25 protein-coding genes and 1 riboswitch are annotated in these 26,104 nt (G+C 66.8%); of the genes, 15 read left to right on the forward strand and 10 right to left on the reverse strand.

Features of this window, described 5'->3' with window-relative positions:
- The first annotated feature begins 9 nt into the window (after window positions 1-9).
- Window positions 10-1,419, forward strand: a complete 1,410-nt coding sequence (locus QRN07_RS05335) for an aldehyde dehydrogenase family protein (RefSeq protein WP_285240549.1) — start codon at window positions 10-12, stop codon at window positions 1,417-1,419.
- Window positions 1,420-1,471: 52 nt separating this feature from the next.
- Here the strand turns inward: QRN07_RS05335 and QRN07_RS05340 are convergent, their stop codons facing one another.
- From QRN07_RS05340 to QRN07_RS05360, 5 genes are all read right to left on the reverse strand, one after another.
- Complete coding sequence (locus QRN07_RS05340) at window positions 1,472-1,897, reverse strand: heat shock protein transcriptional repressor HspR (protein WP_050686319.1); 426 nt, start codon at window positions 1,895-1,897, stop codon at window positions 1,472-1,474.
- 11 nt (window positions 1,898-1,908) lie between these two features.
- The gene (locus QRN07_RS05345; RefSeq protein ID WP_197273582.1) at window positions 1,909-2,883 is read right to left on the reverse strand and encodes a DnaJ C-terminal domain-containing protein; all 975 of its coding nucleotides are present in this window, start codon (window positions 2,881-2,883) and stop codon (window positions 1,909-1,911) included.
- A 203-nt stretch (window positions 2,884-3,086) separates the two neighbouring features.
- On the reverse strand, window positions 3,087-3,755 hold the full coding sequence (locus QRN07_RS05350; protein WP_050686315.1) for a nucleotide exchange factor GrpE: 669 nt from the start codon (window positions 3,753-3,755) through the stop codon (window positions 3,087-3,089).
- 2 nt (window positions 3,756-3,757) lie between these two features.
- Window positions 3,758-5,623 carry a molecular chaperone DnaK gene (gene dnaK / locus QRN07_RS05355; RefSeq protein ID WP_050686313.1) on the reverse strand — a complete coding sequence of 622 codons (1,866 nt, stop codon included), beginning with the start codon at window positions 5,621-5,623 and terminating at the stop codon, window positions 3,758-3,760.
- Between the two features lie 244 nt (window positions 5,624-5,867).
- Complete coding sequence (locus QRN07_RS05360; RefSeq protein WP_050686311.1) at window positions 5,868-6,191, reverse strand: ArsR/SmtB family transcription factor; 324 nt, start codon at window positions 6,189-6,191, stop codon at window positions 5,868-5,870.
- Between the two features lie 102 nt (window positions 6,192-6,293).
- On the opposite strand from QRN07_RS05360, the gene QRN07_RS05365 reads away from it, so the two are divergent.
- Window positions 6,294-7,568: an MFS transporter gene (locus QRN07_RS05365; RefSeq protein WP_050686309.1), complete on the forward strand. Its 1,275-nt coding sequence runs from the start codon at window positions 6,294-6,296 to the stop codon at window positions 7,566-7,568.
- A 99-nt stretch (window positions 7,569-7,667) separates the two neighbouring features.
- Here QRN07_RS05365 and QRN07_RS05370 read toward each other — a convergent pair whose 3' ends face one another.
- Window positions 7,668-9,884, reverse strand: a complete 2,217-nt coding sequence (locus tag QRN07_RS05370; protein WP_056595663.1) for an MMPL family transporter — start codon at window positions 9,882-9,884, stop codon at window positions 7,668-7,670.
- Window positions 9,885-10,051: 167 nt separating this feature from the next.
- Here QRN07_RS05370 and QRN07_RS05375 point away from each other — a divergent pair, with 167 nt between their 5' ends.
- The 7 genes from QRN07_RS05375 to QRN07_RS05405 all read left to right on the forward strand — a co-directional run bounded on the left by QRN07_RS05375 (window position 10,052) and on the right by QRN07_RS05405 (window position 16,209).
- On the forward strand, window positions 10,052-10,597 hold the full coding sequence (locus QRN07_RS05375; RefSeq protein WP_050686418.1) for a MarR family winged helix-turn-helix transcriptional regulator: 546 nt from the start codon (window positions 10,052-10,054) through the stop codon (window positions 10,595-10,597).
- A 65-nt stretch (window positions 10,598-10,662) separates the two neighbouring features.
- Window positions 10,663-11,481, forward strand: coding sequence for a methyltransferase domain-containing protein (locus QRN07_RS05380; RefSeq protein WP_056595666.1), 819 nt, complete (start codon window positions 10,663-10,665; stop codon window positions 11,479-11,481).
- Between the two features lie 60 nt (window positions 11,482-11,541).
- The gene (locus QRN07_RS05385) at window positions 11,542-12,165 is read left to right on the forward strand and encodes a LysE family transporter (RefSeq protein WP_050686305.1); all 624 of its coding nucleotides are present in this window, start codon (window positions 11,542-11,544) and stop codon (window positions 12,163-12,165) included.
- A gap of 130 nt (window positions 12,166-12,295) precedes the next feature.
- On the forward strand, window positions 12,296-12,829 hold the full coding sequence (locus tag QRN07_RS05390) for a low molecular weight protein-tyrosine-phosphatase (protein WP_050686304.1): 534 nt from the start codon (window positions 12,296-12,298) through the stop codon (window positions 12,827-12,829).
- Between the two features lie 60 nt (window positions 12,830-12,889).
- Window positions 12,890-13,972 carry a GTP-binding protein gene (locus QRN07_RS05395; RefSeq protein WP_285240550.1) on the forward strand — a complete coding sequence of 361 codons (1,083 nt, stop codon included), beginning with the start codon at window positions 12,890-12,892 and terminating at the stop codon, window positions 13,970-13,972.
- A 55-nt stretch (window positions 13,973-14,027) separates the two neighbouring features.
- On the forward strand, window positions 14,028-14,150 hold the full coding sequence (ykgO, locus tag QRN07_RS05400; RefSeq protein WP_011693081.1) for a type B 50S ribosomal protein L36: 123 nt from the start codon (window positions 14,028-14,030) through the stop codon (window positions 14,148-14,150).
- Window positions 14,151-14,166: 16 nt separating this feature from the next.
- Window positions 14,167-16,209: a chorismate-binding protein gene (locus QRN07_RS05405; RefSeq protein ID WP_285240551.1), complete on the forward strand. Its 2,043-nt coding sequence runs from the start codon at window positions 14,167-14,169 to the stop codon at window positions 16,207-16,209.
- Window positions 16,210-16,224: 15 nt separating this feature from the next.
- Here the strand turns inward: QRN07_RS05405 and cls are convergent, their stop codons facing one another.
- Window positions 16,225-17,697 (reverse strand): cardiolipin synthase, encoded by a 1,473-nt coding sequence (gene cls, locus QRN07_RS05410; RefSeq protein WP_285240604.1) that lies wholly within the window; start codon window positions 17,695-17,697, stop codon window positions 16,225-16,227.
- A 96-nt stretch (window positions 17,698-17,793) separates the two neighbouring features.
- Between cls and QRN07_RS05415 the strand changes: the two genes are divergently transcribed.
- A complete protein-coding gene (locus tag QRN07_RS05415; RefSeq protein WP_285240552.1) occupies window positions 17,794-18,723 on the forward strand; it encodes an aminodeoxychorismate lyase in 930 nt (309 codons plus the stop codon).
- A gap of 12 nt (window positions 18,724-18,735) precedes the next feature.
- On the opposite strand, the gene QRN07_RS05420 is transcribed toward QRN07_RS05415, so the two are convergent.
- Entirely contained in the window at window positions 18,736-19,449 is a 714-nt protein-coding gene (locus QRN07_RS05420) for a TetR/AcrR family transcriptional regulator C-terminal domain-containing protein (RefSeq protein ID WP_050686299.1), read from the reverse strand.
- Window positions 19,450-19,676: 227 nt separating this feature from the next.
- On the opposite strand from QRN07_RS05420, the gene QRN07_RS05425 reads away from it, so the two are divergent.
- Together QRN07_RS05425 and QRN07_RS05430 are read left to right on the forward strand one after the other, a co-directional pair.
- Complete coding sequence (locus QRN07_RS05425; protein WP_285240553.1) at window positions 19,677-19,931, forward strand: hypothetical protein; 255 nt, start codon at window positions 19,677-19,679, stop codon at window positions 19,929-19,931.
- A gap of 21 nt (window positions 19,932-19,952) precedes the next feature.
- Window positions 19,953-20,549 (forward strand): GNAT family N-acetyltransferase, encoded by a 597-nt coding sequence (locus tag QRN07_RS05430; RefSeq protein ID WP_285240554.1) that lies wholly within the window; start codon window positions 19,953-19,955, stop codon window positions 20,547-20,549.
- On the opposite strand, the gene opgC is transcribed toward QRN07_RS05430, so the two are convergent.
- Complete coding sequence (gene opgC / locus QRN07_RS05435; protein WP_285240605.1) at window positions 20,536-22,923, reverse strand: OpgC domain-containing protein; 2,388 nt, start codon at window positions 22,921-22,923, stop codon at window positions 20,536-20,538. The two genes, QRN07_RS05430 and opgC, sit on opposite strands and share 14 nt — an antisense overlap.
- Before the next feature lie 247 nt (window positions 22,924-23,170).
- Window positions 23,171-23,285, forward strand: a riboswitch (SAM riboswitch).
- 13 nt (window positions 23,286-23,298) lie between these two features.
- Here opgC and QRN07_RS05440 point away from each other — a divergent pair.
- The 3 genes from QRN07_RS05440 to QRN07_RS05450 are packed head-to-tail and all read left to right on the forward strand — an operon-like array spanning window position 23,299 to window position 25,172.
- On the forward strand, window positions 23,299-23,556 hold the full coding sequence (locus QRN07_RS05440; RefSeq protein ID WP_285240555.1) for a DUF1737 domain-containing protein: 258 nt from the start codon (window positions 23,299-23,301) through the stop codon (window positions 23,554-23,556).
- Window positions 23,553-23,963, forward strand: coding sequence for a rhodanese-like domain-containing protein (locus QRN07_RS05445; protein WP_050686294.1), 411 nt, complete (start codon window positions 23,553-23,555; stop codon window positions 23,961-23,963). Before QRN07_RS05440 ends, QRN07_RS05445 begins: the two co-directional genes overlap by 4 nt.
- Window positions 23,964-25,172 (forward strand): O-succinylhomoserine sulfhydrylase, encoded by a 1,209-nt coding sequence (locus QRN07_RS05450; protein ID WP_050686293.1) that lies wholly within the window; start codon window positions 23,964-23,966, stop codon window positions 25,170-25,172.
- Here QRN07_RS05450 and QRN07_RS05455 read toward each other — a convergent pair.
- Window positions 25,159-26,085, reverse strand: a complete 927-nt coding sequence (locus QRN07_RS05455; RefSeq protein ID WP_285240556.1) for a LysR family transcriptional regulator ArgP — start codon at window positions 26,083-26,085, stop codon at window positions 25,159-25,161. The two genes, QRN07_RS05450 and QRN07_RS05455, sit on opposite strands and share 14 nt — an antisense overlap.
- Between the last annotated feature and the right edge of the window lie 19 nt (window positions 26,086-26,104).

Below are 26,104 nucleotides of genomic sequence, written 5' to 3' on the forward strand. Positions count from 1 at the left end.
GAGTACCCCGTGGAAACCTATGATGCGCTGCTTGCTTCCATCGCCCCCGGCCGCGGGCCCACCCGCACCATCCATGACCCGGCCACGGGGGCTGCCGTGGGAGAGGCGCCCGAGCACACCGTTGAACAGCTGGACGCCGCAGTGGCCGCAGCCCGCGCAGCGCAGCCGGCCTGGGCTGCCCTGGGCCACGACGCCCGGTCCGCGGCGCTCCTGAAAGCAGCCGACGCCGTCGAACGTTCCGCAGGTGAACTGGCCCGGCTGCTGTCCCGCGAACAAGGGAAACCGCTCAACGGACCCAATGCCAGGTTCGAGGTGGGCGCCTGCGCCGCGTGGCTGCGGACAGCAGCCGGAACCCCCCTGCCTGCCGAGACCCTGCTGGACGACGGCGAAACCCGCGCCGAGCTGCAGTACAGGCCCATCGGGGTGGTGGGCGCCATCGGCCCCTGGAACTGGCCCATGATGATCACCGTGTGGCAGATCGCCCCCGCCCTGCGGATGGGCAACGCCGTGGTGGTCAAGCCCTCCGAATACACACCCCTGAGTGTCCTGGCGCTGGTGAAAGTCATCAACGAGGAACTGCCCGAGGGCCTGGTCACCGTAGTCAGCGGCGGCCGCGAGGTGGGGGCGCGGCTGGCCGGACACCCCGATATCGGCAAGATCATGTTCACCGGCTCCACCGCCACCGGAAAAGCCATCATCCGGTCCTCGGCGGACACTGTCAAACGCCTCACGCTGGAACTGGGCGGCAACGACGCCGGCATTGTGCTGCCGGACGCCGACCCCAAGGCCATCGCCCAGGACCTTTTCTGGGGTGCCTTCATCAACACCGGCCAGACCTGCGCCGCGCTGAAGCGGCTGTACGTCCACGAGGACATTTACGACGCCGTCTGCGAGGAACTCACCGCCGTAGCCAAAGCCATGCCGATGGGCAACGGGCTGGATGAGGCGAACGTGCTGGGACCGCTGCAGAACAAGGCACAGTACACCATCGTCGCCGGCCTGGTGGAGGATGCCCGGGCCTCAGGGGCGCGGATCCTGCTGGGCGGCGACCCGGCAGCGGACCAGCCCGGCTATTTCTACCCCACCACGCTGGTGGCGGACATCGACAACAACAACCCGCTGGTGGCGGAGGAACAGTTCGGCCCCGCACTGCCGATCATCAAATACAGCACCGTGGACGAGGCAGTGGCCAAGGCAAACGCCCTGGACGTGGGCCTCGGCGCCTCCGTATGGTCCCGGGACCTGCAGGCGGCCCGGGCCGTCGCCGCCCGGATCCAGGCCGGCACGGTGTGGATCAACAGGCACGGCGCCGTGGACCCGCGCATCCCGTTCGGCGGCGCGAAGCAGTCCGGTTACGGGCTGGAGTTCGGGGTGGAGGGCCTCAAAGCCCTCGGCGTGCCGCAGGTCATCAACGGCTGAGCCGGTGTCCGCGGGCCCCGGCGTGCCGCGGGCCGGCTACGGGCCGGGCGGGCTACTGGCCGATGGCCCGCGGCCGCCACAGCACCATGGCCTGGGTCCGCGGCCTGGGCCGCTGCCCGCGGGCCAGGCTGACCACGTCACCGGCGGCGCCCGCGGCGAAGATGCGCGAGTCGAAGGACTGCGGCCGGCGGGCCAGCTCCCCTGCCAGTTCGGTCACCCGGTGCTGCAGTGCCGCTACCTGGTTCTCCAGCTCCAGAATACGTTTGATGCCCTCCAGGGAGACACCCTCCTGGGAGAGCCGCTGCACCTCCCGCAGCATGTTAATGTCCCGCTGCGAATAGCGCCGGGACTTGCCGGGGGCGCGGCTGGGCGAAACGATGCCCATCCGGTCGTACTGGCGCAGCGTTTGGGGGTGCATGTCCGCCAGTTCGGCCGCCACGGAGATCACAAAGATGGGCTGGTCAGCGCTGATGTCCATGGCACACGCTCCTAGAGCCGGGCCTTCGCGGCCAGGCCTTCCCGGACGTCAGCACCGGCGGTGGCTTCGGCAAACGCCTTGACGGCGGCCTCGGCTTCCTTGCTCAGGTTTTTGGGAACGGCGACGTCGATGGTCACCAGCAGGTCGCCGGCAGCCTTCGCCGTTGCCACACCTTTGCCCTTGACCCGCAGGGTACGGCCCGACGGCGTTCCCGCCGGCACGCGGACGCGCACCTTTTCGCCGTCAACAGTGGGTACTTCGATGTCGGCGCCCAGCGCGGCTTCGGGGAAGGTGACGGGGACGTGGATGCGGAGGTTGTCGCCGTCGCGGGTGTAGAAGTCGTGCGGCTTCACGGACACGGCCACCATAAGGTCGCCGTTGCCTGCCGCGCCGGGCTGGCCCTTGCCGCGGACGCGGATCTTTTGGCCGTCCTTGATGCCGGCGGGGACCCGCACGTCGATGACCTCGCCGTTCGGCTCCCGCAGGCCGATGGTGGTCCCCCGGATGGCGCCGGAGAAGGAAATGCTGGTGGTTGCGGTCCGGTCCGCGCCCTTGGCAGGCGGGCGCTGGAAACCTGCGCCGCCGCCGAAGCCGCCACCAAAAAGGTCAGCGAACTCGGGCGGAATGCCGCCGGATGACGGGTTGAACCCGCCCGCATGCCGGCCGGTGTTGCCGGTGAACAGGCCACCGAACATGTCCTCGAACCCGCCGTTGCCGCCGCCGGTCCCGCCGGGGGCGAAGCGTGCGCCGCCGCCCATGGCCCGGATGGCGTCATACTGCTGGCGCTCATCCGGATCCGACAGCACCGAGTAGGCCTCGGAGATGTCCTTGAACTTCTTCTCCGAAGCAGCGTCCCCCGAGTTCGTATCCGGGTGGTGCTGGCGGGCAAGTTTCCGGTACGCCTTCTTGATGTCGGCGTCGGAAGCGTCCTTGGCGATACCAAGGATCGCGTAAAAGTCCTTGTCCACCCAATCCTGGCTAGCCAATGGCGTTTCCTTTCTCGTACTTCTCAGTTGTACCGACGCTCTACGCGGTCACCTCACCTTAGGCGAGATTGCCGCTTAGGCGCCGGACGGATGAGGGGCCCGGGAGTGGCATCGGGCCTGCCGGAGCGTGGAGGCAAAGTCCGTGAGGACTTTGCCTCCAAGCGAAGGGGCGGGGCCCCTCATCCGTCCGGCGCCGAGGTGAGTCAGGCCGGAACTGCGACGATGACCTGTGCGGCCCGGAGGACGCGTTCGCCAGACTTGTAGCCTGAACGGAGCACCTGGCTGACGGTGTCAACCTCGATGTCTTCGCCGGGCTGCTGGATGAGGGCTTCGTGGATCGTGGGATCGAACTCCACGCCTGTCTCATCGATGCGGACCAGGCCGTAGGTCTTCAGCGCGTTCTCCAGCTTGGTGGCGATCGCGGCGAAGGGGCCGTCGGTCAGGTCACCGTGCTGGCGGGCGGCGTCGACGTCATCCAGGACCGGAAGCAGGGAGTTCAGGACGCCGATGACGGCCATTTCCCCTGCCACGGCGCGGTCGCGTTCAACGCGCTTGCGGTAGTTGACGTACTCGGCCTGCAGGCGGAGGAGGTCGTTCTTCAGCTCGGCCGCCTCAGCGGTGCCTGCGCCCTGGGCCACGGATTCCTCTGCCGGCACTTCAATGCCGTTGAGGATCTCCTCGGCCTGGGACAGGGCGTCGCCTTCTGAGTCCGCTGCTGCGGGCTCAGCGCCGCCGGCCTGTGCACCTTCGGGGTGCCGGGCCTCACCGGTTTCCGGATCAACCTTGCGGTTGTCCCGGATGACCGGCTCGGGTCCCTTGCCTTCGTGTCCCGCGGATGAGTTGTGCTCTTCCTCGTTACCGTGGTGCGGCATGGCTACTTCTTCGCTTCGTCTTCGTCGATGATCTCGGCGTCGACGATGTCCTCGTCGGCAGCCTTGTCACCGGCGGCACCGTCAGCGCCTTCAGCGCCGGGGGCGCCGTCAGCGGCACCGGGCTGGGCGTAGATGGCCTCGCCGAGCTTGCCCTGGGAAGCCTGCAGCTTCTCGAAGGCAGTCTTCACGGCTGCGTCGTCGGTGCCTTCGAGGGCCTTTTTGAGGTCGTCGACGTCGGCCTGGACCTCGGTCTTGACCTCTTCGGGCAGCTTATCGGCGTTGTCCGCGATCAGCTTGTCCACGGAGTAAGCCAGCTGCTCGGCAGTGTTGCGGGTGTCGGTGGCCTCGCGGCGCGCCTTGTCCTCTGCTGCGTGCTCCTCGGCGTCCTTGACCATGCGGTCAATGTCTTCCTTGGAGAGGCTGGAGCCGCCCGTGATGGTCATGGACTGTTCCTTGCCGGTGCCCTTGTCCTTGGCAGACACGTGGACGATGCCGTTGGCGTCGATGTCGAAGGTGACCTCGACCTGCGGGACGCCGCGCGGAGCCGGTGCGATGCCGGTCAGCTCGAACGTGCCCAGCGGCTTGTTGTCCCGGGTGAACTCACGCTCGCCCTGGAAGACCTGGATGGCCACGGACGGCTGGTTGTCGTCGGCCGTGGTGAAGGTCTCGGACCGCTTGGTGGGGATCGCGGTGTTGCGCTCGATCAGGTGCGTCATGACGCCGCCCTTGGTTTCGATGCCCAGCGACAGCGGGGTGACGTCGATGAGGAGGACGTCCTTGCGCTCACCCTTCAGCACACCGGCCTGGAGGGCTGCGCCAACGGCCACAACCTCATCCGGGTTGACGCCCTTATTGGGCTCCTTGCCGCCGGCCAGTTCCTTGACCAGTTCGGAGACGGCGGGCATACGGGTGGAGCCGCCCACCAGGACGATGTGGTCGATGTCGGAAAGCTTGATGCCGGCTTCCTTGATGACGTCGTGGAACGGCTTCTTGGTGCGCTCCAGCAGGTCCTTGGTGAGGTCCTGGAACTTGGCGCGGGTGAGCTGCTCGTCCAGGTGCACGGGGCCGTCTGCGGTGACCGAAAGGTACTGCAGGGAGACGTTGGTGCTGGAGGAGGAGGAGAGTTCCTTCTTGGCCTGCTCGGCAGCTTCGCGGAGGCGCTGGAGGGCGATCTTGTCCTTGGACAGGTCGATGCCCTTGACCTTGAGCTGGTTCAACAGGTAGTCAACAACGCGCTGGTCCCAGTCGTCGCCGCCGAGGCGGTTGTCGCCGGCCGTGGAGCGGACCTGGATGGTGGAGAAGTTGTCTTCGTCCTTGCCGACTTCGAGGAGGGAGACGTCGAACGTTCCGCCGCCGAGGTCGAAGACCAGGATGAGTTCGTCTTCCTTGCCCTTGTCCAGGCCGTACGCCAGGGCTGCTGCGGTGGGCTCGTTGACGATGCGCAGGACGTTCAGGCCCGCGATCTCGCCGGCTTCCTTGGTGGCCTGGCGCTCGGCGTCGTTGAAGTAGGCCGGGACGGTGATGACGGCGTCGGTGACCTTTTCGCCCAGGTAGGACTCGGCGTCGTTCTTCAGCTTCATCAGCGTGCGCGCGGAGATTTCCTGAGGGGTGTACTTCTTGTCATCGATGGCAACGGTCCAGTCGGTGCCCATGTGGCGCTTGACGGAGGCGATGGTGCGGTCGATGTTGTTGACGGCCTGGCGCTTGGCGATCTCGCCGACCAGGACTTCGCCGGACTTGGAGAATGCAACGACGGACGGCGTGGTGCGGCCACCCTCGGCGTTGGCAATAACGGTGGGCTCGCCACCTTCGAGAACGGAGACGACGGAGTTGGTTGTTCCGAGGTCGATACCTACTGCACGTGACATGTGTTGCTTCCTTCTTTCTTGGAAACTGGATGGCGCCCGATCATTGAGCGTTCTGCACTCAACTTTACTCATGGACGGAAAGTTGTCAATCGAAAGTTGAGTGAGGTGCACTCAACCTTGGCGAGGAAGGTGCCATTCGACGCCGGCAGGGGTCCGGAAATCCGCAGTTTCCAGGCAGCCGGAACGGACGACGGCGGCCCTTCCGTTCGCTATCGGAGAACGTTGCGCCGGGCTGCCCCGGCGGTCAACCGGCGGCGGGGGCGTCCAGGACGGCGGCCAAGAGGCCGGGAAAGCGGGCCTCCAGGTCCTCGGACCGCAGGGTCAAACGGCGGCCGCGGCCGTTGGCCTCGTTGCGGATGACGCCGGCCTCGCGGAGCACCTTCATCAGATGCGACTTGGTGGACTTGGGCATGTCCGGATTACTCAGCGAGCAGTCGGCCATGTCCAGCGGGCCGGAGCGGAGCTGGCGGACGATGTCCAGGCGATCGGGATCGCTCAGGGCAAACAGCACTCCCGGCAGCAGGAGGCCTGCCCGGTCGGGGTGCGGAAGGTTCGCCGTTGTCGCCACGGTTCGATATTAGTTGAACCTTCGCGGTGATGCCAGTACGCTGACACTTCGAGTCTTTTCGAACCAACGCTCCTTTGAGGGCAAACAGGAAGGTGGCCGGTTGTGAGTCCCGTCCCCGGAAACGGTCGTCCCCAGGCACGCAGGCGGCTGGGCTTCGGCCTGGTCGCCGCTGCCACGGCAGCCATGATGGCGGGCGCCAGTGCACCCTCGCCGTTCTACCCCACGCTCCAGGAGCAGCTGCACCTGCTGCCGGTTGCCACCACAGGCGTTTTCGCCGTGTATGCCGTTGCCCTGCTGGCCGCCCTGCTGGTGTTTGGGTCCATCTCGGACCACCTGGGCCGGCGCCCGGTCATCAGTGTTGCCTTCATCCTGCTGGCTGCCAGTGTCACCGCATTCCTCCTGGCGGATTCGCTGGCCATGCTGCTGGTGGCGAGGGTGCTGCAGGGCATCGCCAGCGGGGTGCTGCTGACCACCCTCTCGGCGGCCATTGCCGACCTGGAGCCGGAGGACAAACCCGGCGCCGGTGCAGCGTGGAACACGGTGGCGCCCCTGGGCGGCCTCGCCCTGGGCGCCCTCGCATCGGGTCTGCTCCTGGACCTGCTGGCCGAACCCCGTGCCCTGGTGTTCATTTCGCTGTCAGGCCTCTACGTTGTGTTTGCAGCCCTGGTCTGGGCAGTCCCGGAGACCTCGCCGCGTACATCCGGCTGGGCAGCCTCGCTCAGGCCGCACATCACCATTCCGGCCGCAGCCCGGGGCGCCTTTGTCAGCGGCACTCCCGCCGTCTTCGCCGGCTGGGCCACCGGCGGACTCTACCTCTCGCTGGGCGCCGCGATTGTGCACACCACCTTCGGGATCCAGGAACACGTGTGGCAGGGCATTGTTATCACCACCCTCGCCGGCACCGGCTCCATCGCAGCGGCCGTCCTGCACCATTTCCCCGCACGCACCATCACCATTTTCGGCACCACGGCTTTGGCGGCAGGCACTGCCCTGAGCATGGTTGCCCTGGGCTTGAACTCGTTTCCTATCTTCCTCGCCACCGTTGTGGTGGCCGGCGCGGGCTTCGGCACGGCCTTTATGGGCGTCATCCGTTCCATCAGCCCGCTGGTGGAGGACCACGAACGGGCCGGCACGTTCGCGTCCCTGTTTGTGGTGGCCTACACGGCGTTCGGCATTCCCGCCGTCCTGGCCGGCCTGCTGGCACCCGTCCTGTCACTGCCCACCACCACCTACCTCTACGGCGGGATCGTCACGATCCTGGCGGCGTTCGCGGCCATCAGCCGCGCACGCGCCGGCGATCCGGACCGGCAGGACAGCAGCGCCGACGGAACAGCCGGCCGGGCCGCCGTCACGGTTGGGGCCGACGCCGGCCGGTAAACGGGTCGCCTTCAGGCCAGCCCGGGCTCGCGCGGGAAACGACGCTGCCGCCACCGGTGACCGGTGGCGGCAGCAACTTTTGGAACGAAGCCCGGGAACTCAGCGGGCCGCCTCGGCGGCGGGCTCCTCCTCAGCGGAATGCTTCGGAATGTGCTGGGCCTGCTGGGCGGGGCCGGCGGGAAGGCCGCGGCCCAGCTTGCTGGGCCACCAGATCTTTGCGCCAAGGTCGTAGGCCAGGGCCGGGACCAGCAGCGAGCGCACCAGCACCGTGTCCAGCAGGACACCGAATGCCACGATGAAGGCAAGCTGCACCAGGAACATGATGGGAATGACACCCAGAGCCGCAAACGTTGCGGCCAGGACCACACCCGCGGATGTGATGACGCCGCCGGTGACGCCCAGGCCACGCAGGATTCCCGGACGGGTGCCGTGCTTGAGGGACTCCTCGCGGACCCGGCTCATCAGGAAGATGTTGTAGTCAACACCCAGGGCCACCAGGAACACAAAGCCGAACAGCGGCACGGTGGCGTCGGCTCCGGAGAACCCGAAGATGTTGTTGAAAACAAGCGCCGAAACGCCCATGGCCGCGGCGTAGGACAGCACCACCGAAAGCACCAGCAGGACCGGCGCCACCACGGATCGCAGCAGCAGCATCAGAATGAAGAGGATCACCACCAGGACCACGGGGATGATGATCACCAGGTCGCGCTGGGCGGTGGTGTTGGTGTCCAGTGCAGTGGCCGTGACACCACCCACCAGCGCACCCGGGTCCACGTCCCTGACATCGGTGCGGAGCTCCTTGACTGCTTCCTCTGCCTCCAGCGAGTCCGCCGCGGAGTTCAGCGTTGCGTTGATCAGCACCTTGCCGTCGCGGACGTCCGGGTCCGCGGGAGTCCCCGGGGCGCCGGTGATGGGCACACTGCCGGGAGCCAGCAGATAGGCCTCCCCTACGCCGTCGGCCGATTTTACGGTGTCGAGGACGTCCGCGGCCTTGCTTTCGTCCGCCACCACGACGGCGGGGCTGCCGCTGCCTGCGTCGAAGTGCCGAGCCAGCGCGTCCTGGCCGTCAACGGCATTGGATGCGGTGAGGATAACGTCCGTTTGCGGCACGCCGTTGGCCTTGAGCTGCAGCAGGCCACCTGCGGCCAGCACCAGCAGGAGCACCGAACCTACCCAGATGATGCGTGGCCGCCGGGAAACCAGGGAGCCTGTGGCGCGCCAGAGGCCCTTTTGGCCTTCCAATCCGGTCACAAGCTCCGGCTCGCGCTCTCCTGCGGGGACCAGCTTGGGGCGGAAGGGCCAGAAGGCGGCCCGGCCAAACAGCGCCATCAGCGCCGGCAGCAGGGTGAGCGCCGCAAAGAGCGAGCAGAGGATGCCGGCTGCGGCCACGGGACCCAGCGCCTTGTTGGAGTTCAGGTCCGAGAACAACAGGCACAGCAGGGCAATGATCACCGTGGCGCCGGAGGCGAGGATGGGCTCGAAGGATGCCTTCCAGGCCTTGAGGACTGCCGCCGTCCGGTTGGTGGTGTGGGTCAGCGCCTCACGGAACCGCGCCACAAACAGCAGCGCGTAGTCCGTGGCGGCGCCGATGACCAGGATGGACAGGATGCCCTGGCTTTGCCCGTTCAGCTGGATCCAACCGGCCTTTGCCATGCCGAAGACCAGCAGGATGGCGGCGCACAATGCGAAGACCGAGGTCAGCAGCACCACGATGGGCAGCAGCAGGGACCGGTAGACGATCAGGAGGATCACAAACACGGCGCCCAGGGCCACCAGCAGGAGGATGCCGTCAATTCCGGCGAAGGCGGCGGTGAGGTCCGCCGCCAGGCCTGCCGGGCCCGTGACGTAGGTCTGCATGCCGTCCGGGGCGGCTTCAGCCACGGTGTCCCGGAGCTCCTTCACTGCCTCCTTGAGCTCACCGGAGGAATCGATGGGTGCCACAAACTGCACCGCCCGGCCGTCTTCGGAGGGGATCGGGCCGATGACGGCGCTGCCCAGCTTGAGCTCAGCCAGCCGGGTCTTCAGTTCCGCCATTTCACCCAGCTGGGCCGGGGTCATGGGATCTGCGTTTTCGATCACGATGATGCCGGGGACCTCATCCGAGTCCCGGAATTTTGACTGCCACTCCTGGGCGGCGGTGGCCTCGGCGCTGGCGGGGAGGAAAGAGGCCTGGTCATTGGAGGAGACCTCATCCAGCCGGCCGAACGTGGGCCCGCCGACGCCGGCCACCGCGAGCCAGGTCAGCACCAGGAGGACGGGGACCAGCCAGCGAAGCCAGAACGGGACGCGTTCCGTTCCTGGGATGTGATTTTTCATGATGCCTTCCGGGCTTGGGCGTACTATTGATTCCAGAATAGACTATCTCCATGATGGAGATAAGTGCCAGTCAAGCTTTTCTGCACGTGAGCGGGGCTCCCGGCTTGGTGAAGTAATATCCGTCAGTATGGCTGGCGCAATCCGACACCGGAAAGGAGATGGTGGACATGGACGGCAACACTCCCTCCGCAGACCCTGCGCCACTGCCCGGCCCTGCCTCCGGCTCGGGCCAGGGCCAGGGCGGCGGACCGCACCCGCTGATCCGGCTCCTGCAGGAGTTCACCCTTGAAGCCAACCGGTACGTGGATGCTGCCGGCGGACGCCAGGACATGCACCGCACGGACCTGAACGCGCTGGCGGTGATCATGCGCCACACCGCGAAGGGCAATACCGTCACGCCCGGGCTGCTGCGGAAGGAGCTGCACCTGAGCTCACCGGCCACCACCGCCCTGATCGACCGGCTGGACCACTCCGGCCACGTGGTCCGGGAGCGGCACAGCGCGGACCGCCGGCAGGTTCAACTCAAAATGACCCCCAAGGCCTTCGAGGACGGCGGGGCCATCTTCGCGCCCCTGTCCCGCTTTATGAACGGCGCCATGGCAGGGTTTTCGCCAGCCGAACTGGACACCGTGACCCGGTTCATGACGGCCATGGTGGAGGCCACCATCTCGGCCCGGGAAGTGCATTCCGCCGACGCCCGCCGGCCTGGCTGAGCCGCGGACCCTTGCACCGGCACGTTTGCGGCACGGATCCCTGCCCCTGGGGGTAGCGTTTGGCTATGAGTGCGGAACAGCCCCAGGAAGATATCTACTCGCATGGCCACCACGAATCGGTGGTCCGCGCCCACGCCGCCAGGACGGCCGAGAATTCCGCGGCGTTTGTCCTGCCCCACCTTCCGCCGGGGACCACGCTGCTGGACGTGGGCTGCGGGCCGGGCAGCATCACCTGCGACTTCGCCGCCCTGGTGGCTCCGGGCGCAGTGACGGGGCTGGACCGCTCGCCGGACATCATCCGCCAGGCGCAGTCCCTGGCCGTGGAGCGCGGCGTGGAGAACGTGGATTTTGTGGCCGGTAATATCTACGACCTCGAGTTCGAGGATGGCGTGTTCGACGTCGTCCACGCGCACCAGGTCCTGCAGCACCTGACGGACCCGGTCGAAGCACTGCGGGAAATGCGCCGCGTGGCCAAGCCCGGCGGCATCGTCGCTGTGCGCGACGCCGACTTCCACGGCATGAGCTGGTACCCCGCCATCCCCGAACTGGACGAATGGATGGAGCTGTACCAGCGCATCGCCCGGCGCAACGGCGCCGAGCCCGATGCCGGCCGGCGCCTGGTCTCGTGGGCGCAGTCCGCCGGGTTCACCGACGTTGCACCCACCAGCAGCAACTGGCTGTACGCCACCGGGCAGCAGCGCCGGTGGCAGGCGCGGGTCTGGGGCGAACGCGTCCTGCATTCGGCCTTCGCTGAGCAGGCCCTGGAGTACGACTTCGCCAACCCCGCCGACCTGGCCCGGATCTCCGCCGGCTGGCACCGCTGGGGTTCCACCGACGACGGCTGGTTCCTGATCCCCAACGGCGAGGTCATCGCCCGGGCCTGATCCGGCCCCAAGCCCCCACCCGCCTCAGCAGCGGCGCCCTGGGGGCACTAGTATTGTCTGGTGCAATTCTCCCTTTGGCTGGCCCTGGCCGGCGCCGGCGTCCTGATCAGCTTCACGCCGGGAGCAGGCGCCATCAATACGATGAGCAATTCCCTGAGCGCCGGCTTTGTGCGATCAATCTGGGGCATCCTGGGACAGCAGCTGGCACTGGTGATCCACGTGGCGATTGTTGCGCTGGGAGTGGGGGTCCTGGTCTCCAGTTCGCCCGTCGCCTTCAACGTGATCCGCTACGCCGGTGCCGCATATCTGGTGTACCTGGGGATCCGGCAGTTCCTCAGCAAGCCGGACCCTGCAAAGCAGGAGGCGGCCGCGCTGCGCAACGAGCCGGCGTGGTCGATTTTCCGCCGCGGCCTCTGGGTCAACCTGTTGAACCCCAAGGCCATCGTCTTTTTCCTCGCGTTTATGCCCCAGTTCATCCGCACGGACGAACCCCTGCTTGTGCAGTACGCGGTCCTGACGGCCACCGTGGTGGTCATCGACATCCTGGTGATGTGGTTCTTCTTTGCGGCCGCCGCACGGTCTTTCCAGCGGTTCACCCAAACGCCGCGGGGCCAGTTGGTGCTGAGCAAGGTCTTTGGCACCCTGTTCATTGCCGTGGGAATCCTGCTGGCCCTGATCCACTGACCTTCGCGCCCGCACTGTCCGCGTTGCCCGCAACGACGGATATGACGGAAATTCACAGGAGTTTACAAGCCCGTAAACCTTTATGAACGCACCTCTGGCCAACTGGCGTGCCAGCGCGCATGCTAGAGCAATGAACTCACCGTCGAGCCCATACCGCGTCATCGCCGTCTGCACTGGCAATATCTGCCGGTCGCCCATGGCCCAGATCATGCTGGGCGCAGCGTTGGAACGCGAAGGGCTCGAGGGGCTGGTGGAGGTGGATTCCGCGGGAACCACCGGCTACGAAGCCGGCCGGCCCATCGACCCCCGCGCCGCCCGCCGCCTGGCGGATACCCAACTCAGCTCAGGCCAGCACGTTGCCCGCGCGTGGGACCAGGCATGGTTCCGCGAACGCGATCTCATCCTGGCGCTGGACATCGACCACTACGCCTGGCTGAGCGAGGCCGCCCCGGACGGTGATGCGTTGCGGAAGATCCGGATGCTCCGGAGCTTCGATCCCGCAATGGCGGGACACGACCTGCTGGACCAGGGCATCGAGGACCCCTGGTACGGCGGTCGCGCGGATTTTGATGCGGTGTGGCATCAGATCCACACAGCCCTTCCGGGACTCCTGAGGCACCTCAAAAACGCCGTGGCTAGGGACCCGCAGCTCAGCAACCACTGAGGGGACTCCCCTCCCCCTTCGTATTTGCAAATGAGAATGATTCTCATCTAAACTGTGGGCATGGACATTCTCGTCATCAGCTCTCTCGACGCCCTCTGCCGGCAGCAGGCATGCGAGGCCGCGGCAGCAGCACATCCCGGCAGCGTGGTGGTGGTCCAGGACCTGCTGGACGAGGGCCTGGTGATCCGCAGGACCGTCGACGCCGCAGGGCGCCAGGACCGCACGGAAACCATACTGGAACACAGTTGCCTCAGCTGCGCCGTGCGGCTGGACCTGGTACCCGCGGTGGAGGAACTGCTTGCCGCCAACGCACGGCCCATCATCATCGGGCTGCCCCCGGCCCTGCCGGCAGCGACTGCAATCGCCGCCCTTAACCGGGGCCTGGGCCAGCCTGCCCTGGTGGGGTCCGTCATTCTGGCCTGCGCTCCGGATGCCATGGAGGACCACCTCTGGGATGCCCACACGCTCTTCGAATCGGGCTTCACCCCCGCGCCGGGAGATGAACGCACACCCGGCGAGTTTATGGTGGGGGAACTGGACTTTGCCGACACCATCCTCCCTGCCCAGCCGGACATCATGCCCGCACATCCGGCCGGCCAGGAGCGCGGCCTGCACCTGGTCCAGGCGCTGGCGCCGCACGCACACATCGCGGCGGCCGGCGCGGACCTAAGGCATGGCCGGTTCCACTACGGGGCGTCCGCGGCCCGGTGCGAACCGGGCACCGCCCCGGCACAGGCCGGGCGGGCCCGGCCTGGCGCCGCGTCCCCGTTCACCACTGTCGTCCACCGCCTGGACAGGGAACTGCATCCGGGCAGGTTCCGCCTGGCCCTGGGAACCCTGGCGGCGGGCTGCTGCGTCCTCCGGGGCCAGTTCAACGTGGCATCGGCGCCGGGCTGCCGGATCACCCTCCAGGGCATCGGACCCCGGGTCTGGCTGGAAAACGCCGGCGCCTGGCCCTCGGACAGCCCCGGAGCGGCTGCGGGCGTCCCGGCCACAGCGCCGGACTCGTTCATCGCCGCGACAGGCGAGGACCTGGACCCCGCCGAAATCTCGCGGCTCCTGAAGGACTGCGAGCTCACCGACAGGGAACTGGCAGCAGGGCACCGCCTGCCGGACCCATTCGGGCTGACGCCGGCCACGTAAGGCGCCGGCAGCGTCGCCCCCAACGCCACCCACCCAACGGAACAAGGAGAACACCATGAAAGTACGGAATTCGCTGCGGGCTTTGAAGAAGATCCCGGGCGCCCAGATTGTCCGGCGCCGCGGCAGGACGTTTGTGATCAATAAAAAGAACCCCCGGATGAAAGCCCGCCAGGGTTAGCGGTACGCTTCAGTCCATGAGCCCAGCCCCCGTCATCATCGCCATCGACGGGCGCTCCGGCGCAGGGAAGACAACGCTGGCCGTGGAACTGGCGGCCAGGCTGCGGGCCCACCACAGGGTTTCCCTGTTCCACCTGGAGGACATATACCCAGGGTGGAACGGGCTCGCGGCGGGAATCGAACGGTACGTGGCCACAGTGCTCACTCCCCTGGCCCGCGGCGAGGCAGCAACGTGGACCAGCTGGGACTGGGAAAACCATTACGACGGCGGAACCCAGGTAACGCTTCCGGCGGAAATCGTGATTGTGGAAGGGGTAGGTGCGGCAGCTGCCGCTGCCCGGCCCTTCCTGAGCGCCGCCATCTGGGCGGAAGCACCTCCCGGGCTTCGCAAATCCCGCGCCATGGACCGCGATGGCGCCACGTATGAACCCTTCTGGGACCAGTGGGCTGCCCAGGAGGAAGAGTGGCTTGCCACGGACGATGCGCCGCACCAGGCGGGCATTCGGGTCAACAATTCCGCAGGCACGTCGGCCCCGGAGCACGTGCTGCAGCTCCTGCCCTACCTCCCAGCCCTTGCCCCGGTGCTGGCCCCCGAACTTTCGGCGCGGCGGGGCCTGCAGCTGCTCACGGAACGGCTTGAGGGCCTGCCGGACGCGCCCGCCCTTTTCCGCGCCCTGTATTCCGAATCACCCAACGCTGTTTGGCTCGACTCCTCGAATTCAGCCGCCGCTGTTCCGGAACGCAACCGCTTCAGCATCATGGCGGACGACGGCGGGACGTTCGGCCAATTCGTCACGCACCAATCCGGCACCAGCCTGATCAGCACCGGCTCAGCGGCAGCCACCGTACCCGGGCCGTTTTTCCGCTGGCTGCACACCGTGTGGGGGCGCCGGGCGGTACGGACACCGGACGGCTATCCGGCCCAGTTTGCCCTGGGCTGGCTGGGCTGCCTGGGCTTTGAGCTGAAACGCGAAACCGGCGGTTCAGACCTGTCCGCGGCCACCCCCGATGCTGCCCTGATTTTTGCCGGTCGCGCAGTGGTCATTGACCACGAAGAAGGCACGGTCTGGCTGCTGGCACTGGAGGCCCCGGACGCCCGGGACTGGCTGCACACGGCAAGGACCACCGTGGCTGCCGTGCCGGCGGCGGACGGCGGCAGCACCGCCGTCGGACGCCCCACTGCCGGCAGCCGCCCTGCGCCGTCCTTCCGGAGCCGCGATTCGGCTGCCGCATACCGGGGCAAGGTCGATGCCGCCAAGGACCAGATCGCGGACGGCAACTCCTACGAGGTCTGCCTGACCACGGCGCTGGAAGCCTCGGTGCCGGCCGGGACACTGGACCCGTGGTCCACCTACCTGGACCTGCGGCACCGCAACCCGGCACCGTTTGCCAGCTACCTGCGGTTCGGCGGCCTGACGGTGGCCAGCACCTCGCCCGAGCGTTTCCTGAAAATCGCGGCCGACGGCGGGATGCGCGCCGAACCGATCAAGGGCACCCGCCGCCGGGGTGCCGACGCCGCCGAGGACGGGGCGCTGCAGGCGGACCTGGCGTCCTCGCCCAAGGACCGGGCGGAAAACATCATGATTGTTGACCTCTTGCGGAACGACCTGAGCCACTTTGCCGTCCCCGGTTCCGTCACCGTCAGCCGACTGTGCGCCATCGAAAGCTACGCCACCGTCCACCAGATGGTGAGTACCATCGACGCCCGGCTGCTGCCCGGTTCCTCCCGCGCCGAAGCAGTGGCGGCCTGCTTTCCGGCCGGTTCCATGACGGGCGCCCCGAAAATCAGTACCATGGCCATCCTCGACCGGCTCGAGACCGGGCCCCGGGGGCTGTACTCCGGCGCCATCGGCTATTTTTCGCTCAACGGGGCCACTGACCTGGCCGTGACCATCCGGACCCTGGTGATCAGCGCCGGCCCCGGCGGCGCCATGGAACTGGGCCTGGGCATCGGCGGCGCTATCACGTCGGATTCCGATCCTGAGGACGAGTACCAGGAAATCCGGACCAAAGCCTACGGCGTCCTGTCCACGCTGGGCGCGCACTTTCCGGACCCCTAGGCGGACGGACCGCTGCTATTGGACTGTCGCCGTCAGCCTGGCCACGTTATCCACGTAGCGGGCGGCCAGCGGCCGGTTGAGCCAGTCGGCAAGCTTCAGCTCGTGGGAAATGCCGCGGTAGGTGTTTTCCACTGCCCGCATCTTGGTGACGATGTCGGCGCCCATCAGCATGACCGAGACTTCAAGGTTCAGCGAGAAGGACCTCATGTCCATGTTGCTGGAGCCCAGCACCGCCACTTCGTCGTCGATCGTGAAGTGCTTTGCGTGCAGGACAAAAGGCGCCTTGTACAGGTAGATGCGCACTCCTGCCTCCAGCAGCGCCTCATAGTAGGACCGCTGGGCATGATGGACCAGGAACTGGTCGCCCTTCTCGGAGACAAAAAGTTCCACCTCCACGCCCCGCTGCGCTGCGGTGGTGATGGCATAGAGCAGGGAATCGTCGGGAACAAAGTACGGACTGCAGATGGAAATCCGCTGCTGGGCCGAGTAGATAAGGGTGTTGAAGAGCCGCAGGTTGTTCTCGGTGATGAACCCGGGACCGCTGGGAACAACCTGTGCCGTGACGTTGCCCGGTGCGGTGTTGGCCGGCAACTGCAGCTGGTCCTCCAGCGACTCGTCCGTCTCGCTGAGCCAGTCCGTGGCGAAAACGACGTTCAGGGTGGTCACGATGGGGCCCTGCAGGCACGCCATCAGCTCCACCCACTCGCGTCCGGCCCGGCGGTGCCGCGCGTTGTTGTAGGAGGGCTCGATCAGGTTCTGCGACCCGGAGAAGGCGATTTCGCCGTCGATCACCATGATCTTGCGGTGGTTCCGGAGGTCCGGCCGGCGCCACTGGCCGTGGATGGGCAGCAACGGAAGCATCCGCTTCCATTGGATTTTGCCCGCCCTCAGCCGCTTCAGCAGGTTGCGGTAGCCGGGAACCCGGAGGGTGCCGATGTGGTCGAACAGGACCCTGACCTCGACGCCGCGCTCTGCGGCCTCCTCGAGGGCCGTGAGGAGGTCGTTGGTGATGTGGTCCGAACTCATGATGTAGAACTCGGCGTTGACGAACTTCCTCGCTTTCCGCACGGCTTCGGTCATGGCCAGGATCGAGTCCGGGTAGCCGGGGATAAGCTCCACGGAGTTGCCGTCCACCATGGGCAGCGAACCCAGCCTGTGGTTCAGTTCACCGGCGGACTTCACCCACTCGGGGCCGTGGTATTCGCTTTCGGCGGCTGCCAGGGAGGATATCCCGGACCGGACCCTGTCGTTGACCTGCTGCTGCTGTTCGCGGCGGCGGCTGGAGAGCCGGAAATTGCCGAACAGCAGGAATAGGACAATGCCGAGGAACGGCACAAAGAAGATGCCCAGCAGCCAGGCCATGGCGGTGGTGGGCCGCCTGTTGCCGGGAATGATGCCGATGGCCAGCACCCTGATCAAAAGGTCCGCCACGGCCAGGAGGGTCACCACCCACCCCGGAGCGGTACCGGCAAGCGAAAACGGCCACAACACGAGCAGACCCCCGGAGAATGAGCGCCCGGCGGACGGATTCCGGCCACGGCGTCAGCCCAGCTTATCCGGGCAACGCCGCACTAAGCTGGAGCCATGACCTCTCCTTCGCCCGTGGTTCTCGTTTTTCTCGACCCTGATGCTCCTGACGGCCGCCTGGCAGACGCGTCGCAGCCCCAGCTGATGGTCACCGATCAGGGCGCCACCCGCGGCGACGGGATCTTCGAGACCATGCTGGCCGTGGATGGCAAGGTCCGCAAGATCCAGGCCCACCTGGACCGGCTGGCCGGCTCCGCCGAAGCGCTGGACCTGGACGTGCCGGACGAGGACCAGTGGCGGCGCGCGATCGCGGCCGGGCTGGGCCAACATCACGTCCAGCATCCGCCGGCCGCGCCGGCAGCAGACGAACTGGCGGTCAAGCTGGTGGTGACCCGCGGTGTGGACGGGGCAGTGGCGCCCACCGCTTGGGTCCAGGTATCACCGGTAGGTGAGCTGGGCCGGCGGCAACGGGAAACCGGCATCGACGTGATCCTCCTGGACAGGGGTTACGACAGTGAAGTGGGGGAAAGGGCGCCCTGGCTGCTGTTGGGCGCCAAAACGCTCTCCTACGCCGTCAACATGGCCGCCCTGCGCCACGCGCACAAGCAGGGTGCCGACGACGTTATTTTCCACTCCTCCGATGGTCGCGTCCTGGAGGGACCCACGTCCACGGTGCTGTTGGCGCATGTGGAAAAGTCCGCGGACGGAACCACCGTCAAACGCCTGATCACACCTCAACTGGACAGCGGCATCCTGCCGGGCACCTCGCAGGGCGCCCTCTTTATCGCCGCGGAAGCCGCCGGCTGGGAGCTCGGCTACGGCCCGCTGGAGCCGCGCGACCTGTTGGATGCGGACGCGGTGTGGTTGATTTCCAGCGTGCGCCTGCTCGCCCCGGTCAACCGCATCGATGGCCAGGAAATCGGCACTCCTGCGCTGCGGAAGGAACTGTCGGACGAACTGAACCTGCTGTTTGCCGGCATCGAATAGGACCGGCGGGCCTTAAACGGGCGTCGGCGCCGCTTCCTGCTTCAACAGCTGGGACTCCAGGCCCGAGAGCAGGATGGTCAGGCCCTGGTCCAGTTCGGCGTACCCGTCGTAGTCAGCGAGGGCAGGGGCCAGCGCCCGGAGGCGGGGGAAGTCCTTGGCCGGGAGCCGGTGCAGGCCCAGCCGCAGGAGGGCCTCATTCTCCTCCGGATCCACCACAAACTCCTGGAGCTCATTGAGGATGTGGCCATACAGGAAGCCGTAATAGGCGCGGTACACGTGCAGCGCATCCGGTGGCTGGAACCCGGCCTCAATGAGAAGTGCCAGGATCTGTTCCAGGGGGCGAAGGGTCCCCAACGGCCGGAGACCCAGCGGGGTGGACAGAGGCCGCGTGACCAGGAGCGGGACCACGTTGGGATGCTCCAACGCAATGAGGCGCAAGCTGTGGGCGATCAGCCTCAGCTGGCCTTTCCAGTTCGGGTCATCGGCATGGACCGGCAGCTCGTTCAGCACCAGTTCCGATACCCCGTCAAGCAGTGCGGCCCGGTTTTCGGCGTAGCGGTAAAGGCTCATCGGGTCCCGCCCCAGCTCCTGTCCCAGGCGCCGCATGGTGAGCGATTCGAGGCCGTCGGCGTCCACCAGTTCAAGGGCCTTGGCGAGCACCACCTCTTTGCTCAGCCTTGCCTTGCGGGACCGGCCGCCTTCGGTGGTTGCGCTCGGGGAAGTCATGGATTCCGTTCCGGACCGGAGCTGTGCTGCCTCCCGGCAAATTGCCGGGCGCTTGCCCGATTCCTGGTCTACAGGTAAAGTCTACATTGTAGATGGAGCATTAGCGCCGCTCAGGGCCGCAACAACCGAAGTTGCCCGCATCAACCCTCCGGCGCCCCGTGCATGGCGCCGGTCATGGCTGCTGTAGCCGAACGGCGGCGCCACGCACTGAGCGAAGGGACGCCATCATGGCACATTCGCAGTTTGACCTTTTTCTCCACGAAGCCACCCACGTCGACCCAGTCAACGAAACCAGCCTCGACCGGGACCGCCTGTACGGGCTGTACACCAGCTGGTGCTTCATCAACCAGCAGGCACCAGGCCCCGAATCCAATTTCTGGACTGCCATGAAGGCCAGGGTGGGCTCTGGCCGGAACGGCCTGCGCATGAAGGGCCCCGCCGCGACGGACTACATCATGGCCAGCTACCCGGGCCTGGTCTAGGAGCACCCACTGGACGGTTCAATGACTGGGATTGCCCCCGGCGTCGGGATCCGGCTGATTGCTGCCACCGACGCCGGGGCAATGTCAGCTGCCTATCTCCGCAACCGGGGGCACCTCGCACCCTGGGAACCGGAACGGCTCGACCCGTTCTTCACTGCCTCCCACCAGTTGGACATCATCCACGCCAAACGGGCGCACCTGTCCGCGGGAACCGAGGTGCCGTGGGTCCTGGTCGACACCGACCAGCCGGGCTCAGAACTTCACGGGGACCGGATAGTCGGCGCCATCACCCTGACAGGGATCGTCCGGGGGCCGTTCCTGAGCGCCAATCTCGGGTACTGGGTGGACCGCGACCTCACCGGCCGGGGCATTGCCACGGCCGGTGTGCGTTACACGCTCGGTTATGCCGGCGCGGAACTGGGACTGCACCGCGTCCAGGCCGCCACGCTGGTCCACAATGCAGCATCCCGTCGCGTCCTGGACCGCACCGGATTCCAGGAGATCGGGCTGGCTCCCAACTACCTCAAGATCGCGGGCAAATGGCAGGACCACCTGCTGCATCAGGTAATTCTGCCCCAGGCGGTCAGCGGCCTGCGGACCGGGCCTACGTGGGAATGATCCGGTAAAGGAACCTGGTCCTGACCATGACCCACAGCAGCCCCAGGAGCACGGCGTAGGCCGCTGTATTCAGCAGGACGTTCTCCTGCAGCAGGGCCGGAATGTTGGCCACCACGGCAATCAGCACCACATGCATGATGAACACATACAGGGTTGCCTGGCCCAACGGAATCAGGAACCACCCCAGTGTCCGCTGCACCGGCTTCCAATACGCCGTCAGGAACGCGTAGGCCGCCACCACCAGGACCAGCACGTTCAGCAACCTGCCGGGTGCCAGGTAGGTGCGGCCGAAAAACAGGTCGTACATGATGCGGTAGGTGGCGTCCGGGATCACGGCGAGCCGGACGTCGAAGCCATTGGCCAGGTACGGGTTGCCCCAGGACAGGAACGCGAAGACAACGGCCAGGACGGTACAGGCAGCCACCACCCAAACCCGGGCCGAGAACCAGGCAATGATGCGGTGCCGGTGGTACCCCGCCACCAGCCCGATCACAAACAACACCTGCCACACCAGCAGGGGGAATGAATCCTCGAACTGCGAGGGGAGCAGCCGGAAACGGGTGGTTGCGCCGGCGGCGTAGGCAGCAATCGATGCACCCAGCACATACAGCCCTTTGCCCCGGCCCAGCGCGGCAAGGATCAGGGGGCTGGCGAGCAGCAGCACCACGTAGAGGCCCATCACGTTGAACTGCCACGGCCCGAACTGCAGCAGCAGGATCGCGGGCAGGATCCCCGGCGGTACGGGGAACTGCAGCAGGGAGCCCATGCCGGCGTAAAGGTCGTAGGTGCGGCCCGCACCGCCATGGCCGGCTCCACCCGTTCCCTGGTCCACGAACGTGGTCAGCACCTCGGAACGGAAAACCGGCAGCAGCGAAAGCAGGAAGACACCGATCAGCACCACAAGTGCCGTCACGTACAGCTTGCCTGCGCGGCGCGACGTCAACTCCAGCACGCGGCCGAAGTCGTCCTTGACGCGCGGCCCGTAGACCATGCCCACCACCAGGCCGGAGAACAGGACAAACAATTCGGCTCCCGAGACGAATCCCACCGCTTCCTGGGTAAACAGTTGGAAGAGGGATGTCATGCCCAGGTGGTTGACCACAACAAAGACGATCGCCATGCCGCGCAGCAGATCCACGCGGGAGTCGCGCTTGGACGGATCGGCATAGGCCCAGGAGGAAGCGTTGTTGATCCGTCCGGGAATCTGCCACAGCGCGGCAAGGAGGATCAGCAAAGCCGCTCCAACACTCCACGCGGCAACGCCGGACAACGTGTTGGGATGCGAATAACTGCCGTCCGTGGACACCTCCGTCACCGGCCCGGTCACCACAGGGGATTTTTTGAGCCGCTCCGAGGCAGCTGCAGCAATGTCCGGTTTCCCCGTCAGCAGCCAGTTAATGCTGGCGACCCCGGTGTCCCTGGTACTGGTCCGCTCATCCCACACAACGGCGGCGGTCCGGGCGAATTCCGCCGACGTCATGGTGCCCACTACCTGGTCCCACCAGTTCACTTTGATGTCGGCCTCTGCGGCACCTCCCGACGCCGGGCTGTAGAAGGCGGCGGTCTGGAGCAGGAACGGCTTGTCCTTGCCGGCTGCATACGTGCCGTAGAAGTCCTCACCGCCGGCCGATGTCAGCATTTCCCGCAACTCACCAGCGCGGGGCAGGGAGTTGACGGCGGCCCCGCCCGAGGTGTCGTCATGGTAGGCACTCAGGCCCACCCAATCAACGGAATCATCGCCCGGATAATACGGCCCGTAGGGGCTGTCGGCACCGTTCCAACTGCCGTCCCCGTTGCTGTCCAGCAGGCTGAACCCGTCGCTTCCCGGACCGGGGGCTGCCCTGCTCCGCTCGAACGGGTAGTCCTTGCCAAGGAAAGGGGCCCACACCATCAGGGCGCCGCCGTCGGACGCCCGGAATTTGCCGGCGAGCGTCCGGAACGCCTCCCGGTACGCTGCCGGTTGCTGGCCCCACTCCACCCAGCTGGAATTCATGTCGGGGGCGAACCGGATCAGGAGCTTGCCCTTGAACCCGCCGGCGAGCGTGCGCACCTCCGCCGCGAAGGCGGCAGCAGAGCCTGAATCCACCTGGTCCAGCGGGACGGTGGGCCGGACGGTGAGCATGGCATGCGCGCCCTGGGCGGACGCCTGGTACAGGAAGCCCTTGAGGTCGTTACGCTCCGCATCCCGGTACGGAAAGTCAATGTCGTGACCCAGGACTGCGGGCCGTGCACCCAGCCGGTCCGCGAAACCTGCGGCGGTATCTTCGCCCCATTCCAGGACGGCGCCAAGGAGGGGCCCGCGGTCGTCCGGAACCGGCGCAGCAGCGTGTGCCGCCCCGGCCGGCAGCCCGATGGCCAGCACTGTCATCATCATCGCTGCCAGCAGGGCAGCACAGGCGCGGAAAATCCGGGTGCCGGGCACGGCAGTGCCGCCACTCCGCGCGGCTGATCGATTGCTGATGGGAACCCCCCGGTCTGAAGCCAGCTGTCGGGGCGGCGCCCCCATGCAAACCTTATCGGTCCGGCCGCCGCGCCAGGACCCCGTGCCCGGCGCGGCTCGGTTACGGAACATGACGACGGCGGCCGTGCGGCACCGGGCAGCAAGTGTTACGTTTTTGGGTAGTAATGAGTACCGGCACTAAGCCCTGACTGGCCGGTCGGCAACCCTCCCTTCCGCGGCGGGGTGCCTCAGGTGAATACTCGGCATATCGACCATTCGAGCTGCAAGCGTGAGAGAAGGAGATCCGTCGTGTCCGACGCACCTGCCCCTGAAGAGAGACTGTCCTACCGCCTCATCAGCGGCCCGGACAACCGCGAGTTCTGCGAGCGGATCTCGGCCGCACTGGCGGAGGGCTACGTGCTGCACGGAAGCCCCGCCGCCACGTACAACGGCGGAGGTGTGATTGTGGCCCAGGCAGTTGTCCTGCCGGCCGCCATCGCCACGGCCGACGCCGCCGCGGCAACCGCAGTGGACAGCCTCGAATTCGACGGCGAGGGGCACGCATGAGCTACGCCGGAGACCTGACCCCGCAGGAGGCATGGGCCAAGCTGGAGCAGGGCGCCATCCTGGTGGACGTCCGGACCGAAGCTGAATGGGCCCATATCGGCATTCCTGACACCAAGGCCACGGACAACGATCCCCTGTTTATTCAGTGGACCTTCCCCGGCGGCGTCCCGAACCCCGCCTTCATCAGCGACCTCAGCCAGCAGGCTCCGGAGGATTCAGCCGCGGAACTGCTGTTCCTGTGCCGTTCCGGGCAGCGCTCCATCGCGGCTGCCACCGCTGCGACGCAGGCCGGTTTCACCTCATACAACGTGCTGGAGGGCTTCGAGGGCGAGCCTGACCGGTATGGCGAACGGACCGTCAACGGCTGGAAGAACCGCGGCCTGCCTACCAACCTGGGAACCAACTAAATGGCTTTTAATGACGACGCTGCCGGTTGGAACGCCGATACGCAGGCGGTCCGCGGTGGCCTGGACCGCACCAACTTCCAGGAGACCAGCGAGGCGCTGTTCCTGAACTCAGGGTTTGTCTATGAATCCGCTGCCGCCGCCGAGCGGGCGTTCACCGGCGAGGACCAGCGTTTTGTCTACTCCCGCTACGGCAACCCCTCGGTAGCCACTTTCCAGGAGCGGCTGCGGCTGCTGGAGGGCACCGAAGCGTGCTTCGCCACGGCCTCCGGAATGTCAGCGGTCTTTACCGCCCTGGGCGCCCTCCTCGCTGCCGGCGACCGCGTGGTTGCCGCCCGGTCGCTGTTCGGTTCCTGCTTTGTGATCCTGAACGAGATCCTGCCGCGGTGGGGCGTGGAAACGGTGTTTGTTGACGGGCCGGACCTGGACCAGTGGCGCGAAGCCCTGTCCCAGCCCACCACTGCCGTGTTTTTCGAGTCGCCATCCAACCCCATGCAGGAGATTGTGGACATCGCCGCCGTCAGCGACCTGGCCCACGCCGCCGGCGCAACAGTCGTCGTCGACAATGTATTTGCCACTCCCCTGCTCCAGCGGTGCGGCCAGTTCGGCGCCGACGTTATTGTCTACTCCGGCACCAAGCACATCGACGGCCAGGGCCGCGTCCTGGGCGGGGCGATCCTGGGCACCAGGGAGTTCATTGACGGTCCCGTGAAGCAGCTCATGCGCCACACCGGGCCTTCGCTTTCCCCGTTTAATGCCTGGGTCCTCAACAAGGGACTGGAGACGATGGCACTGCGGGTCAACCACTCGTCGGCCACGGCCCTGCGGTTGGCCGAGTGGCTGGAGCAGCAGCCGGCGGTCAGCTGGGTGAAATACCCGCTGCTTAAATCGCACCCCCAGTACGGGCTTGCCGCGAAGCAGATGAAGGCAGGCGGCACCGTCCTTACGCTGGACCTGGCTTCGGCTCCCGGGCGGTCGGCCAAGGACGCCGCCTTTGCCCTGCTGGACGGCCTGCGCATCATCGATATCTCAAACAACCTGGGTGACTCAAAGTCCCTCATCACCCATCCTGCCACCACCACGCACCGGGCCATGGGGCCGGAAGGCCGCGCAGCGATCGGGCTGGGCGACGGTGTGGTGCGGCTGTCCGTGGGGCTCGAGGACGCCGATGACCTGATCGGCGACCTGGAGCAAGCGCTCAAGCAGATCTGACGGAACCCGGTCCCGGGGCGGGCTGCCGGAGCTCGTGGGCAGCCGTCGCCCGGACGGCCGCCGTGAGCTGGTTCAGCGCCGGCGAGTCAATTTTCCAGCGCTGCCAGTAGAGGGCCACGTCCACCGGGTGCCCGGGCGCGAGTTCCACCAGCTCGCCGCTGCCAAGCAAGGGCAGGCATTCCGCTTCGGGCAGCAGCCCCCAGCCCATCCCCAGCCGGATGGCCTGGGCAAACTCTGCCGATGACGGGACGTAGTGCCGCGGGGCACCGAGGGCCGTCCCGGTCATCCTGCGGAAGAACCCACCCTGAAGGTCGTCCTTCCGGTCGAAGTCCACCACCGGGGCGGTGCTGCCCGCAACGAGCTCCGGCCCGCCGGGCAACCAGTGCCGGACGTACCCGGGACTGGCTACGGCACGGTATCTCAGCGCCCCGAGTGGCTCGACGCTGCAGCCTTGAACCGGTTCCGGGTTCGCTGTGACGGCGGCGATCACCGCTCCCGTCCGGAGGAATTGCGTGGAATGCTGCTCGTCCTCGCGGCGCAGCTCAAAGGTGACACCCGGCTCCGGGGGGAGGCTTGCCAGCGCCGCCATGAACCAGGTGGCAAGCGAATCGGCATTCACCACCAGCGGGATGGGCGTGCTGGGGCTACCGGCGGCGCCACCGAGTTCGCGTTGCGCGTCCCCTTCCAGTTGCCGGAGCTGGCGGGCGTAGCGCAGCACGGCCTCGCCCGCCGTGGTGGGGCGGGCCGGGTTGGTTCGCTGCAGCAGGATCTGGCCGGCTGCGTCCTCCATCGCCTTGAGCCGCTGCGACACCGCAGACGGCGTGACGTGCAGGGTGCGGGCGGCAGCCTCCAGCGTCCCCTCATCCAGCACTGCGGCAAAGGTCTTCAACTGGTCGAGCTGGAACATCTTCATTAGCTCAGCTTAATAGTCC

The sequence above is a fragment of the Pseudarthrobacter sp. MEB009 genome, from assembly GCF_030208875.1.
Lineage (GTDB): Bacteria > Actinomycetota > Actinomycetes > Actinomycetales > Micrococcaceae > Arthrobacter.

Coding starts and splice junctions, on each gene's coding strand:
- QRN07_RS05445 (WP_050686294.1), top strand. CDS start 23,553: ATGAGCTACGCCGGAGACCTGACCCCGCAGGAGGCATGGGCCAAGCTG.
- QRN07_RS05375 (WP_050686418.1), top strand. CDS start 10,052: ATGGACGGCAACACTCCCTCCGCAGACCCTGCGCCACTGCCCGGCCCT.
- QRN07_RS05425 (WP_285240553.1), top strand. CDS start 19,677: ATGGCACATTCGCAGTTTGACCTTTTTCTCCACGAAGCCACCCACGTC.
- QRN07_RS05415 (WP_285240552.1), top strand. CDS start 17,794: ATGACCTCTCCTTCGCCCGTGGTTCTCGTTTTTCTCGACCCTGATGCT.
- ykgO (WP_011693081.1), top strand. CDS start 14,028: ATGAAAGTACGGAATTCGCTGCGGGCTTTGAAGAAGATCCCGGGCGCC.
- QRN07_RS05455 (WP_285240556.1), bottom strand. CDS start 26,085: ATGAAGATGTTCCAGCTCGACCAGTTGAAGACCTTTGCCGCAGTGCTG.
- QRN07_RS05450 (WP_050686293.1), top strand. CDS start 23,964: ATGGCTTTTAATGACGACGCTGCCGGTTGGAACGCCGATACGCAGGCG.
- QRN07_RS05390 (WP_050686304.1), top strand. CDS start 12,296: ATGAACTCACCGTCGAGCCCATACCGCGTCATCGCCGTCTGCACTGGC.
- QRN07_RS05380 (WP_056595666.1), top strand. CDS start 10,663: ATGAGTGCGGAACAGCCCCAGGAAGATATCTACTCGCATGGCCACCAC.
- QRN07_RS05395 (WP_285240550.1), top strand. CDS start 12,890: ATGGACATTCTCGTCATCAGCTCTCTCGACGCCCTCTGCCGGCAGCAG.
- QRN07_RS05420 (WP_050686299.1), bottom strand. CDS start 19,449: ATGACTTCCCCGAGCGCAACCACCGAAGGCGGCCGGTCCCGCAAGGCA.
- QRN07_RS05405 (WP_285240551.1), top strand. CDS start 14,167: ATGAGCCCAGCCCCCGTCATCATCGCCATCGACGGGCGCTCCGGCGCA.
- QRN07_RS05350 (WP_050686315.1), bottom strand. CDS start 3,755: ATGCCGCACCACGGTAACGAGGAAGAGCACAACTCATCCGCGGGACAC.
- QRN07_RS05340 (WP_050686319.1), bottom strand. CDS start 1,897: ATGGACATCAGCGCTGACCAGCCCATCTTTGTGATCTCCGTGGCGGCC.
- QRN07_RS05430 (WP_285240554.1), top strand. CDS start 19,953: ATGACTGGGATTGCCCCCGGCGTCGGGATCCGGCTGATTGCTGCCACC.
- dnaK (WP_050686313.1), bottom strand. CDS start 5,623: ATGTCACGTGCAGTAGGTATCGACCTCGGAACAACCAACTCCGTCGTC.
- opgC (WP_285240605.1), bottom strand. CDS start 22,923: ATGATGATGACAGTGCTGGCCATCGGGCTGCCGGCCGGGGCGGCACAC.
- QRN07_RS05370 (WP_056595663.1), bottom strand. CDS start 9,884: ATGAAAAATCACATCCCAGGAACGGAACGCGTCCCGTTCTGGCTTCGC.